The sequence below is a fragment of the Phenylobacterium sp. genome, assembly GCF_030680185.1.
Taxonomy (GTDB): domain Bacteria; phylum Pseudomonadota; class Alphaproteobacteria; order Caulobacterales; family Caulobacteraceae; genus Phenylobacterium.
Genome location: NZ_JAUXVZ010000046.1, coordinates 1 through 12,471 on the forward strand (window position 1 = coordinate 1; position 12,471 = coordinate 12,471).

Below are 12,471 nucleotides of genomic sequence, written 5' to 3' on the forward strand. Positions count from 1 at the left end.
GAAAGCGTCTTCGTCGGTCACGGCCAACGCCGGGATGTCGTCCAGCGCGGTCTCGACCGGAAGCAATGCCTCCGACTGCCGGGCCTTATGCCCCAATTCCTCAAGTAAATCCAGCCCGATCGCCCGGGCCTCGGTGAAGGCCCCCACCCGGGTGCGGCGCAGGGCGCTGACATGGGCCTCGGCGCCCAGCCGCGCCGCCAGATCGCGGACCACCGAACGGACATAGGCGCCCTTGCCGCAGTCCATGATCAGCTCGATATGGTCGGCGTCGCTCGCCTCGCCCACCGCCAGGCCGTGGATCAGGATCGGCCGGGCCTTGAGCTCCACCTCTTCGCCGGCCCGGGCCAGGTCATAGGCGCGCTCGCCGTCCACCTTGATGGCGGAGTAGATGGGCGGGACCTGCATGATCTCGCCCTCGAATTCGTGCAGCACCGCCTTGACCTGGTCGGGCGTCGGGCGGACGTCGGAGCGGGCGATGATCTCGCCTTCCCGGTCTAGCGTGGTGGTGGACGCGCCCCAGGCGATGGTGAAGCGATAGCCCTTATCGGCCTCGACCATATAGGCGACCGTCTTGGTGGCCTCGCCCAGCGCCAGGGGCAGGACGCCGGTGGCCAGGGGATCGAGGGTGCCGGCGTGGCCGGCCTTCTGGGCGTTGAAGATCCTGCGCACCTTGCCCACCGCCTGGGTGGAGGTCAGGTCATAGGGCTTGTCCAGGCAGACCCATCCGGAGACGGCCTCCCCCTTGCGCCGACGGCCCATGGGTCAGTCCTCTTCGGGCGCTTCGAGGTCCTGGCGGACCTTGGGATCCTCGAACAGCCGGCTCATATGCTCGGCGGCGTCGAAGGTCTCGTCGTGCAGGAACTTCAGCTCCGGCGTGGCGCGCAGGTCGATCATCCGGCCCAGGCGCCCGCGGAAGAATTTCGAGGCCCGGTTCATGGCCGCCACCACCTCGGGCGCGTTCTCGCCGCCCAGGGGCTGGATGAAGCAGACGGCATGGCGCAGGTCCGGGCTCACCCGGACTTCGGTAATGGTCACCGGCGCGCCGGACAGGGCGGGATCGTCCAGGTCTTCTTCCCGCATGATCTCCACCAAGGCGTGGCGGACCAGCTCGCCGGCGCGCAGCTGGCGCTGGCTGGGACCGCGAAGGGCGGGGCGGGCGCCCGGGGTGCGGGAGGAGGAGGGACGGCGTTTCATGGCGAGGCTCTCGCAAGGTCTGGCCTGGCCGGCGGGTCGAACGCCTGGCGCAGGGAAGGGCGCGCTTCTAGGGGCCGCGCCTCGCGAAGTCTAGGCCCAGCTCGCAGGCCCCGCCAGGGCGCTCACGCCCCTGTGCGCTGGCGGAAGAAGTCGATCACCCGGGCCTCGGCCGCCTTGGTCGGCCCATCGGGCGCCAGATGCAGGGTCAGCGTCGAGTGCGGGGCGATGGGCGAGGGGGCGGCGTCGGCGTCCTCCGGCTCGATAGCCTCGAAGCGGTCGCCGAACTCGGCCCGGTAGCGGTCGAAGCGGGCCTGGCCCACCAGCTGGTCGCCCTTGAACCGCAGACCGATCATCGACAGGTCCTCGGCCTCGAACCGTCCCTTCGCACAGGCGATCTCGGCCGGGCTGACCCCGATGGCGGCCGCCCGTCGCTTCGATCCGGCGGTCAGGGGCAGGGACGGCTGGGCCAGGACCGGCGCCACCACGGCGGGCTCGGTCATCATGGCCAGCGCAAAGCCGCCGGTGAAGCACATGCCCACCGCGCCGACCCCCTTGCCGCCGCATTCGGCGTGGGCCTGGCGGGCCAGGGCGCGCAGCCAGTCGACGATGGGGCTGGATTTGTCGGTGGCCCAGACGTGGAACTCGCGGCGCACGCAGATGGCCTTCAGGGCCTCGGCCGCCAGATAGGGCCGGCTCACCGGCTTGCCGGGCTCCCCGAACAGGCTCGGGCACCAGACGCTCATCCCCGATGCGGCCAGCCGCTGGGCGAAGGTCAGGACCAGGGGATGCAGACCGGGCATTTCGTGAATGACGATCACGGCCGGGCCGCTTCCGCGGCGGTAGACGTCACGGGTCCAGCGGCCATCGTCGAAGGCGAACCGCTCGAAGCCGTCCAGATCCGTCGCCATGTCGCCCTCCCCCGCTCCGGAGGATCGAGACTAGCTCAGCGGCGCAGCATGTCGATGTCGCCCTCGAACCCCGACAGGCGCCAGACCCCTTCGGTCTGGGTGAAGATCAGCAGGCAGGGGCCGTCCTTCTCCCGCGTCGCACAGACGCGGCCGTCGTCCAGGGCCTTGAGGGACCCGGCGATGGCCACCCGGCCGGGCAGGGGCTGGGCCGCGTCATAGCCGTAATACTCGGCCACCCCGCGAAACACCTGGGGCTGGACCAGCTGCTCGCTGGCGGCCTGCGCGATGGCGGGGCCGAGCAGGGCGCCCAGGGCCCCCAGATCGCCGCCGCCTCCGGAGCGGCTGACCTCGGCGGCGATGCGGGCCTCGATCTGGCGACGCAGGGCCTGGCGGTCCACGTGGCGGTCAAAGGCGGCCTGGTCGCCGTCGCGGATGGCGGTGAGCAGGGCGTGGACGTCGCCGGCCGCATCCAGGCGCTGGGCGCCGCCGGCGCAGGCGCTGAGCGTCAGGGCGAGGGCCAGGGGCGCGAGAAGGCGCAGGGACTTGAACATCGATGGTCTCCGAAGGCCGCGATAGCTGGACAGCCTCATGGTGGCGATCCGAAGGCGCGGGCGGCCTCTTCATCGCTCAGATCGTCGATTTCGACCAGCTTCAGCCGCGCCGTCTCGCCGGACACGATCCTCAGGCTGGAGCGCGGGCGTCGCAGGGTCTTGGCCAGAAAGGCCAGCAGGGCGGCGTTGGCCGCCCCGTCCACCGGCGGCGCCGACACCCGAACCTTCAGATAGGGCCGTCCCTCACCGTCCTGACCCCAGCCCTGGAGGGCGTCGCGCCCGCCCTTGGGGGTCAGCCGCACGGCCATGCGCATGGCGGTCCCTCGGGCTTAGATGACCGGGGTGACCAGGGCGCGATAGAGGGCCGGCAGCAGGATGTCCTTGATGCCGATCAGCACGAGAATGACGATGATCGGGCTGATATCCACGCCGCCCAGCGGCGGGATGATCCGCTGCACCGGGCGCATCACCGGAGCGGTGATCGCCTCCAGGGCCCGCGCGACATTGTAGACGAACCGGTTGCGCAGATTGATCACGTCAAAGGCCACCAGCCACGACAGGATGGCGTTGATGATGATCGCATAGATCAGGAGCTGGAGGATCGCCCCAATGATGAAGAAGATGAATTGAAGAATGGCGGCCATGGGGTCCCGATCTGTCTTAGGCCCCGGTTCTAGCTGGCGGGCCTCGCCCGTGACAAGGCGGCGTCGGTCATATGCGCTTGCGCCGCGTCCTCTGGCCGCCCCTTGAGCCGCTTGACAGAAATCCTGCGCACGCCTAACTCCGCGCCTTCCTGGGGGCCGTAGCTCAGTTGGTAGAGCGCCTCGTTCGCAATGAGGAGGTCAGCGGTTCGATTCCGCTCGGCTCCACCAGGACTTCCCCAAGCATGTGACCGCCTGCGCCGTTTCTGGCCGTCCAACGCCAAACCGGGCGCCGGGCTTCGGAACCCTAGCCCAGGCATGGCGTTCTCCACCGCAGACGCAATCTGTGGAGAGAAGTCATGAACCAGATCATCTATATTGTCGGTCTCGTTGTCGTTGTCGGCGCTATCCTCGCCTTTGTCTTTTAAAGACATGCATCCGGACCATTGAGGCGTCGCCGGACAGGCTCTAGCCGCCGGCGACGACTTCAAAACCCTGACGGACCAATGTCAGGGCCGGGCGATCCATACGGATCGCCTTCGTGAGTTTGACCCCCTGGGGTCCTCTGTCTGCGAGACAGGCCCTCATCCGATCCGCTAAAGGGGCGCTTATGCCGTCCCTTGCGCCGCTTCCTCTGCGCCTGCGCGCGCTTGTCCGCCTTGGCCTGACGCGCCTCCGCGCGGCCTTGGACAACCGCGCCGCCCCCCACACCGAGGCCGAACGCCTGCAGATCGAGGCGGAGATCGCCGAGGGCGCGCGGATTTCCAGCGGCTATTTCGCCCTGTTGTTCTGCTCCTGCGGCATCGCGGCGCTCGGCCTGCTGCAGTCGTCGGCCGCCGTGGTCATCGGGGCGATGCTGATCTCACCGCTCATGGGGCCGATCATGGGCATGGGCATGGGGGTGGCGCGGCTGGACGCCCGCGCTTTCGAGCGCGCCGCGGTGGCCCTGGCGCTCGGGGCCGTGGTCTCGGTGGCGGCTTCGGCCCTCATCGTCTGGGCCTCGCCGCTGAAGGATGTGACGCCGGAAATCCTGGCGCGGACCCGGCCGACCCTTCTGGACCTGGTGGTGGCCATCCTGTCGGGCATCGTCGGCGCCTATGTCCTGATCACCAAGCGGCCGGGCGTCGTGGCTGGCGTGGCCATCGCCACGGCCTTGATGCCGCCGCTGGCGGTGGTCGGCTATGGCTTGGCCACGGGCGCCTGGAACATGGCCGGCGGCGCGTCTCTGTTGTTCCTCACCAATGTGGTGGCCATCCTGGGCGCGGTCTTCATGGTCGCCCGCCGCTACGGGTTCCAGCCGGTCGTGCGTCGCCGCCGTCGCTGGGAGGAGATGGCCCTGGTGGCGACGCTGCTGCTGCTGTCCATGCCGCTTGCCGTCTCCCTGCGCGACATCGTCATCGAGGCCCGCGAGACCGCCCGGGTGCGCGGGGCGATCCTGGGCGTCTTCGAGACCGGGGATCAGCACATCACCGACCTGCAGGTCCGCGCCGGCGGGGCGGGCGTCGAGCAGGTCCGGGCCGTCGTGGTGACCGGCCGCTTCCAGGCCCAGGCCGAGCGTCTGGTGGCCCAGGCCCTTGGCGGAACCCCGGATGTGCAGATCGAACAGATTCTGACCGCCGATGGTCTGCCGCAGGCCGATCCCAGCGGCGGCGCCCTGGCCAATCGCGCCCTGGCGACCTCGCGTCCCCTGCGCACCACGCCCGAACAGAAGCTGCGCGACATGCTGGCGGGGGTCGGAACCGTCGGCGCGATCAGCACGCCCTCCGCCGGCCGGCTCAATGCGGCGGTGCAGCTCAATCGCCCCGCGACGCTGGACGACTACGCCGCGCTGGAGGCGGCCGCCCAGCGATTCCTGCCCGAGGTGGAGCTGGAGCTGACCCCGCCCTTCCTGGATCTGCCGGTGGTGGAATTCGCCGAAGGCCGCAGCGATCTCGGTCCGGCCGGCGAGCGCCAGGTGGCGATGATCGCCTGGGCCTTCCAAAGGTGGAACGTTCAGGGGGCCGAAGTCGTTGGGTCGGCCAGCCCCGGACCTCGGGGGCCCAGGCCCCGCGATCTCCGCGTGGCGCAGGCCCGTGCGCAAACCGTGGCCGATCGGCTGGAGGCCCTGGGCGTGCGCGACATCGAAATTCGAGGCGAGGCGCCCACCGCCCCGCCGCAAGACCCCTCGAGCCTGTGGTTCGCCAGGGTGCGGCCCCTGGGCGCGCCGGGCCTCGCGGCCGAGCCCCCCACCGCCCCGGACGCGGAGCCTGACGCGTGAGCGACGCCCTTCTCGCTGGCCTGGTCCTGATCCTGGCCCTGACCCTGTTCGCCTGGGACAAGGTGCGCCACGACCTTGTGGCGGTGACCGCCCTGGGCGCCTGCCTGATCCTGGGGCTGGTGACGCCAGACCAGGCTCTGCAGGGGTTTTCCGACCCCGCCGTGGTGGTGGTGGCTGCGGTGCTGATCATCGGCCGCGCCATCGAACTGACCGGGGTGGCCGCCGCCGCCACCGAGAAGCTGGCGGCCCTGCGCATGCCGTTTCCGCTGCAGCTGTCCATCCTGCTGCTGACGGCCGCGGCCCTGTCGGCCTTCATGAACAATATCGCCGCCCTGGCCATCACCATGCCGGTGGTGGCCAGCGTGTGCCGCGCCGCCCGCCTGCCGGCCGCCGCGGGCCTGATGCCGCTCGCCTTCGCCACGATCCTGGGGGGCATGACCACCCTGATCGGCACGCCGGCCAATCTGATCCTGTCGTCGATCCGGCGGGAGGAGCTGGGGGAGCCCTTCGGCTTCTTCGCCATGTCGCCCTTAGGCGTCACGGTGGCGGGCGTGGGCCTGGTCTATCTCTGCCTGATCGGCTGGCGGCTCACCCCGCGCCGTCAGGGCGAGGAGGCGGCCGGCGGCGGTCGCAACGTCTTCGAACTGATCCCGCCCAAGCCGGAGACCGACGAGGACGGCAAGGCCCAGGAGATCGACTACGAAGCCCTGTTCGCCGAGATCAAGGCCTCTGGCGGCCACGTCCTGGCCATCATCCGCCGCCATCGGCGGATCAAGCTCGACAAGATCGACCGCCTGGCGCCCACCGACCGCATCCTGGTGGTCTCGCCCCTCGATCCCTGGGAGCTGGCCAACAAGGTGGGCGGCAGCCTGGCGGTGGAGCGGTCGAGCGCCGCCGACGCCGTCACCTCCCGGGTGGCCGTCGCCCACGGCTCGCCCCTGATCCGCCGGCCCTACGACACCATCGCCGCCGAGACCGACCAGGAGCTTCGCGTGGTCGCCGCTGGTCCCCGGGCCGCCGGCGCCGAGGGCTCCCTGGGCGCCATGGAGATCCGGGCCGGCGACCAGCTGGTGGTCCATGGCCCCGCCGAGCGGCTGGAGGCCTATCTGCGCTATGGCCGCCTGCTGGAGCTGGACCGCAAGTCCGCCGTGGCGGTGCAGCCGAGGCGCGCGGCGCTCGCACTCGCCATCTACGCGGCCGCCGTCATCGCCGCGGTGGGCTTTGGCCTGCCCACGGCGCTCACCTTCGCCGCCGCCGCCGCGGGCCTCGCGGCCCTGAAATTCCTGCCCTCGGGCGAGATCTATTCGTCCATCGACTGGCCAGCCATCGTCCTGCTGGCGGCCATGATCCCGGTGGGCCAGAGCTTCCAGACCAGCGGCGCAGCGGCCATCGTCGCCGACTGGCTCGGCACAGGCCTGGGCGGCATGCCCCTGTTCGCCGCCGCCGCGGCGGTGTCGGTGGTGACCATCGTCCTGTCGCTGTTCCTCAACAATGTGGCCACGGCCGTCATCATGGGGCCGGTGGCCATCGGCATGGCCCGCCAGCTGGGCTTCCCGCCGGACGCCATGCTGCTGGCGGTGCTGATCGCGGCCTCTTCGGACTTCCTCACGCCGATCGGCCACCAGAACAACCTGCTGGTCATGGCGCCGGGGGGCTACAAGTTCGGCGACTATGCCCGCGTGGGCGCAGCGCTCAGCACACTGGTGGTGCTGGTGTCCTCGGGGATGATTTCGTTACTCTATAGCTAGTATAGCTGGACCCACGGCTGAGCTTGCCTTGCGTCAATTCCGCGCCCCACTATGTACGGGCACCACAGAGATCGGGTTGGAAGCGTTTGTTTTCACGGCTTTTCGGCAAGAAGGATCGCGCGGCGCCGCCCTCAACCCAGGGTCGGCGGGTCTATGCCATCGGCGATGTGCACGGTCGTGACGACCTGCTGGACGCCCTGGTGCGCGAGATCGGCCGCGATGTGGCCGCAGCCCCGCCGCCGGCCCAGCCCCTGGTGATCTTCCTGGGCGACTATGTGGACCGCGGCCCAGGCTCGGCCCGCGTGGTGGAGACGGTCCTGCGTCTCCGCGACGAAAACCAGTTCGAGGTCCGCGCCCTGAAGGGCAACCACGAGGAAGCCCTGTTGCGGTTCCTGGACGAGCCAGGCTTCGGCTCCACCTGGGCCGAGCATGGCGGTTCGGCGACGCTGGCCTCCTATGGCGTCCGGCCCCCGGCCACCCGCACAGATCCGGTGGCCTGGGCAGAGGCCGCCCAGGCCTTCGCCGCCACCCTGCCGGCCGCGCATCTGGACTTCTACCGCCGCCTGGACCTGATGACCGAGGTGGGGGACTACGCCTTCGTCCATGCCGGCGTGCGGCCCGGCGTCGCCCTGGCCCACCAGGAGGAGCGCGACCTGCTGTGGATCCGCGGCGAGTTCCTTCAGGCCACGGGTCCCTTCGGCAAGGTCATCGTGCACGGCCATACGCCGATGGAGGAGCCGCAGGTGACGCCGCACCGGCTGGGCCTCGACACCGGCGCCTACGCCACCGGCGTGCTGACCGCCGTTCGGCTGGACGATGAGGGCCAGAGGTTCATCCAGGCGCGGATCAACCGCGCGGCGGCCTAGCCACATTTGTTCTTCTTTTGTTCGGATAATTCCGAGGCCGGGTTTATCTTGGGGACGGGCGGCGAGAGTCCGTCACGTCTTCGAGTGGAGCTTTGGCCTAATGGAATTCGGACAAGCCTTCCGCGCTGAGCGCGAAAATTCCAGTCGCACGAAACAGATCGCACAACAGGCCAGCGACGGTGTGACGGCATGGGAGATCATGGATGATCATCACCGGAGAACCTCCCGGTTCCCGTCGCCCAAGTTGAGGGGATTGGGGCCCCTGGGCGCAGCCTTTGACATGGTGGCGGCGACTGAGGGGTATCGGGCCGATCTTTCGGCGGGGATGCCTCGGGACGAGGCCGTCGTGAAGAACTTTGGCCCGTTCGCCACGGCGCTCCTGGGCGCCGGCGCGGCGACGGCCCTTGTGCCTGCAGGCGGCGCGGCTTCCGCCTATGTGGGCGGGCAGCTTGGCCACGCGGGGGGTAAGCTCATGTACGGGTCATATATGAATATCAAGGACGCCATCGCGACGTCTGCCGCGCCCTTCCTCACACCCCAGAGTCTCTACAACACCAGGGCGTCCGGGCGGCTACCGTTCTGAGGCCCTAGTCGTCCACCACATCGCCGGCGGGGATGGTGCGGTAGCGGGCCTCCATCAGGGCGAAGGCGCCGAAACAGGCCAGGCCCAGCGCGATCAGGATCATGACGGCGTTCCCATAGGGGGCGCTCTCCATGGCCTGCAGCGCTTCGGACATGCCGGCGGCTTCCGAGGCGTTGGCGTGCAGGCCGGCCCGGCCCATCATCACCCCGGCCACGACGAAGGCGACGCCCCGGGCCCCGTAGCCCAGCCGGCCCAGGGGGTCGGCCAGCCGCGCGACGGTGCCCTCGCAGACCAGCTTCTTGCACAGGCCCCCGCGCACGGCCTTGACCAGATTGGCGATGCCGGCGGCCAGGATGAAGCCGCCGACCCCGATGATCAGCCACTCGCCGCCCGGAAAGCCCAGCGTCTGCTCCACCGCGGCCCGCTCGCCGTCGCGGTCGTCGGGCTCGCCCAGGTCCTCCAGCACGTCCAGCGCGCCGAACACCGAAAAACCCAGCACTCCATAGACCACGGCGCTGACCCCCTGGCCGGCGCGGGTGGCCAGGGCCTTGAGGCTGGTCCCCTGGCGGTCGGCGTCGAACACCGACTGCAACACCCGCCAGCCGGAAAAGCCATAGAGCCCCAGGCCTATGATCCAGAGCAGGACGGCGCCCGCGGGCCACTGGGCCCAGGCCTCGACGGCGCCCACCGACCCCTCGGCCCTGGGCACGCGGTCCAGGGCCGCCAGCACCGCGATAGCGCCGACGCTCAGATAGACAAAGCCCCGGGCGGCGTAGCCGAACCGGCAGGCCAGTTGCGCCAGGGCGCCAAGCGGGGCGGCGCCCAGCCAGCGCAGGGTCTGGCGAAGGGCGGTCTCGGCGTCGTGTTCGGAAGCTCTGGCCATGCCGGGCCGGAACGTGCCCGCGACAGCCGAGGTTCCGGGGCGACCTGAACCTAGTGGGCGTCGTCCCAGTTGGCCGCGGCGCGGGCCTCCACCACCAGGGGCACGGAGAAGGCGACGGCGGGTTCGGACGCGGTCTCCATCACGCGCTTGATGACGGCGATGGCGGCTTCGGCCTCGGCCTCGGGGGCTTCGAAGACCAGTTCGTCGTGCACCTGCAGCAGCATGCGGGTGGAAAGCCCCTCAGCGGCCAGAGCGCCCGGCATGCGGATCATGGCCCGGCGGATCACGTCGGCGGCCGTGCCCTGGATCGGCGCATTGATGGCCGCGCGGTCGGCGAAGGCGCGCATGCCGGCGGCTTTCGCGCCGACCTCGGGGATGTTCACCTTGCGGCCAAACAGGGTGGTGACGAAGCCCTGGGACCGCACCTTGGCCTTTTCGGCGTCCATATAGTCGCGGATGCCGGGGAAGCGTTCGAAATAGGTGCGGATATAGGCCCCGGCCTCGTCCTGCGGGATCGACAGCTGGTTGGCCAGGCCAAAGGCCGAGATGCCATAGACGATGCCGAAATTTATCGCCTTGGCGCGCCTGCGCGTCTCGGCCGGCATGCCCTCAATGGGCACGCTGAACATCTCGGACGCCGTCATGGCGTGGATGTCGAGCCCGTCCTGGAAGGCGCGCTTCAACTGCGGAATGTCGCCCATATGGGCCAGGATGCGCAGCTCGATCTGGCTGTAGTCGGCGCTGATCAGGACATGGCCGGGCTCGGCCACGAAGGCCTTGCGGATCTTGCGGCCCTCTTCGGTGCGGATCGGGATGTTCTGCAGATTGGGGTCGGACGACGACAGCCGCCCCGTCGTGGTGGCCGCCAGCGCGAACGAGGTGTGGACGCGGCGGGTCTCCGGCGCGATGGCCGAGACAAGCGCGTCTGTATAGGTGCCCTTCAGCTTCGACAGCTGGCGCCAGTCGAGCAGCACGCGCGGCAACTCGTGGCCCTGCAGGGCGAGTTCCTCCAGCACCGAGGCGTCGGTGGACGAGGCGCCGGACGCCGTGGTCCGCTTCGGCGCCAGGCCCATCTCCTGGTACAGGATCTCGCCCACCTGCTTGGGCGAGCCCAGATTGAACGGCCGGCCGGCCAGGTCGTGGGCCTTGGCCTCGAACTCGGCCATCCGCAGGGAGAAGTCGTTGGAGAGCCTTCGCAGGTGCTCGGGGTCGACGGCGATGCCGGCCACCTCCATGTCGGCCAGCACGGCCGCCAGCGGACGCTCCAGCGTCTCATAGACGGTGGACAGGCCCGCAGGCGCGAGCCTGGGCTTCAGCACCTGATAGAGCCGCAGGGTCACGTCGGCGTCTTCGGCGGCGTAACAGGTGGCCTCCTTCAGGGCGACCTTCTTGAAGCTCTTCTGCCCCTTGCCGGTCCCGGCCACCTGCTTGAACGGGATGGGCTCGTGGCCGAGCCACAGGCGCGACAGCTCGTCCATGCCGTGGCCGTGCAGGCCCGCCTCCAGCACATAGGAGATCAGCATGGTGTCCTCGACCGGCGCCACGCGCACGCCATAGCGCGACAGGACGGCCAGGTCGTACTTGGCGTTCTGGGCGACCTTCAGGACTGCGGGGTCCTCCAGCATCGGCTTCAGAAGCTCGATGGCGATGGGCAGGGGGATCTGGGTGAGGTCGGATGGCGCGTCGAGCGCCAGGCCGTCCAGCTCCTCATGGGCCAGCGGGATGTAGCAGGCCTCGCCGGGCGCGACGGCCAGGGAGACGCCGCACAGACCGGCGCTGGCGGACGACAGCGCATCAGTCTCGGTGTCGAAGGCCACGACGCCGATGGCGCGGGCCTTCTCGATCCAGGCCTCCAGCGTGGCCACATCGCGCACGCATTCATAGCCGTTGACGTCGATGGGCGGCGCTTCCGGCGCGGCCCGGGGTTCCGGCGCCGGCTGACTGGGGGCCGCGTCGCCCGCGCTCACCCGTCTGGCCAGGCTGCGGAACTGCATCTCCTCCAGAAAGGCCGCCAGCACGCCGGGCTCCGGCTCGGCCACCGCCAGCTCATCGATAGGCGCGGGCAGGGGGGTGTCGCAGTCCAGCTGCACCAGCTGGCGCGACAGGCGGATCTGGTCGGCGAAGTTGATCAGGGTCTCGCGCCGCTTGGGCTGCTTGATCTCGCCCGCGCGGGCCAGCAGCGTATCGAGGTCGCCATATTCGTTGATCAACTGGGCGGCGGTCTTGATGCCGATGCCCGGCGCGCCCGGCACATTGTCGACGCTGTCGCCGCACAGGGCCTGGACATCCACCACCTTTTCCGGCGGCACCCCGAACTTTTCGATCACCTGCTCGCGGCCGATCCTCAGATTCTTCATGGTGTCGAGCATGAAGACCCGGTCGCCGACCAGCTGCATCAGGTCCTTGTCCGACGAGATGATGGTCACCTCCCCGCCCGCGTCCCGCACCTTGCAGGCATAGGCCGCGATCAGGTCGTCGGCCTCATAGCCGGGCAGTTCCAGGCTCGGCACGCCAAAGGCCCGCGTCGCCTCCCGCACCAGGGGAAACTGCGGGATCAGGTCCTCCGGCGGCGGCGGGCGGTGAGCCTTGTACTGGTCATAGAGGGCGTTGCGGAACGTCTTCTCCGAATGGTCGAAGATCACCGCCAGGTGGGTCGGCGCATCGGCCTGGGCCCGCATCTCCACCAGCAGCTTCCACAGCATGTTGCAGAAGCCCGACACCGCCCCGATGGGCAGGCCGTCGCTCTTTCGGGTCAATGGCGGCAGGGCGTGATAGGCGCGGAAGATATAGCCCGACCCATCCACCAGATAGAGCCGCACCGGCGGCCCATCCTGAGTGGG

The 12,471-nt window shown here is 69.7% G+C and carries 12 protein-coding genes and 1 tRNA gene; 5 read left to right on the top strand and 8 right to left on the bottom strand.

Features of this window, described 5'->3' with window-relative positions:
- From truB to Q8L83_RS10750, 6 genes are all read right to left on the bottom strand, one after another.
- Positions 1–759 (bottom strand): tRNA pseudouridine(55) synthase TruB (gene truB, locus Q8L83_RS10725; protein ID WP_305286759.1); only part of this gene is annotated, 759 nt, incomplete at its 3' end.
- A gap of 3 nt (positions 760–762) precedes the next feature.
- Positions 763–1,194, bottom strand: coding sequence for a 30S ribosome-binding factor RbfA (rbfA, locus tag Q8L83_RS10730; RefSeq protein WP_305286762.1), 432 nt, complete (start codon positions 1,192–1,194; stop codon positions 763–765).
- A 122-nt stretch (positions 1,195–1,316) separates the two neighbouring features.
- Complete coding sequence (locus tag Q8L83_RS10735) at positions 1,317–2,102, bottom strand: dienelactone hydrolase family protein (protein ID WP_305286764.1); 786 nt, start codon at positions 2,100–2,102, stop codon at positions 1,317–1,319.
- 35 nt (positions 2,103–2,137) lie between these two features.
- A complete protein-coding gene (locus Q8L83_RS10740; protein WP_305286766.1) occupies positions 2,138–2,653 on the bottom strand; it encodes a DUF2939 domain-containing protein in 516 nt (171 codons plus the stop codon).
- 35 nt (positions 2,654–2,688) lie between these two features.
- Entirely contained in the window at positions 2,689–2,967 is a 279-nt protein-coding gene (locus Q8L83_RS10745; RefSeq protein ID WP_305286768.1) for a DUF167 family protein, read from the bottom strand.
- A 15-nt stretch (positions 2,968–2,982) separates the two neighbouring features.
- Complete coding sequence (locus Q8L83_RS10750; protein ID WP_305286770.1) at positions 2,983–3,297, bottom strand: YggT family protein; 315 nt, start codon at positions 3,295–3,297, stop codon at positions 2,983–2,985.
- 152 nt (positions 3,298–3,449) lie between these two features.
- Here Q8L83_RS10750 and Q8L83_RS10755 point away from each other — a divergent pair.
- The 5 genes from Q8L83_RS10755 to Q8L83_RS10775 all read left to right on the top strand — a co-directional run bounded on the left by Q8L83_RS10755 (position 3,450) and on the right by Q8L83_RS10775 (position 8,748).
- Positions 3,450–3,525: transfer RNA gene (locus Q8L83_RS10755), tRNA-Ala, on the top strand.
- Positions 3,526–3,904: 379 nt separating this feature from the next.
- On the top strand, positions 3,905–5,551 hold the full coding sequence (locus tag Q8L83_RS10760; protein WP_305286772.1) for a DUF389 domain-containing protein: 1,647 nt from the start codon (positions 3,905–3,907) through the stop codon (positions 5,549–5,551).
- Positions 5,548–7,299 carry an SLC13 family permease gene (locus Q8L83_RS10765; protein ID WP_305286774.1) on the top strand — a complete coding sequence of 584 codons (1,752 nt, stop codon included), beginning with the start codon at positions 5,548–5,550 and terminating at the stop codon, positions 7,297–7,299. The genes Q8L83_RS10760 and Q8L83_RS10765 overlap by 4 nt, the downstream gene beginning before the upstream one ends.
- A gap of 86 nt (positions 7,300–7,385) precedes the next feature.
- Positions 7,386–8,165 carry a metallophosphoesterase family protein gene (locus Q8L83_RS10770; protein ID WP_305286776.1) on the top strand — a complete coding sequence of 260 codons (780 nt, stop codon included), beginning with the start codon at positions 7,386–7,388 and terminating at the stop codon, positions 8,163–8,165.
- 100 nt (positions 8,166–8,265) lie between these two features.
- Complete coding sequence (locus tag Q8L83_RS10775) at positions 8,266–8,748, top strand: hypothetical protein (protein WP_305286778.1); 483 nt, start codon at positions 8,266–8,268, stop codon at positions 8,746–8,748.
- A gap of 4 nt (positions 8,749–8,752) precedes the next feature.
- Here the strand turns inward: Q8L83_RS10775 and Q8L83_RS10780 are convergent, their stop codons facing one another.
- Entirely contained in the window at positions 8,753–9,631 is an 879-nt protein-coding gene (locus Q8L83_RS10780) for a DUF1206 domain-containing protein (RefSeq protein WP_305286780.1), read from the bottom strand.
- A gap of 50 nt (positions 9,632–9,681) precedes the next feature.
- On the bottom strand, positions 9,682–12,471 hold a 2,790-nt coding region (gene polA / locus Q8L83_RS10785), incomplete at its 5' end, for a DNA polymerase I (RefSeq protein ID WP_305286782.1).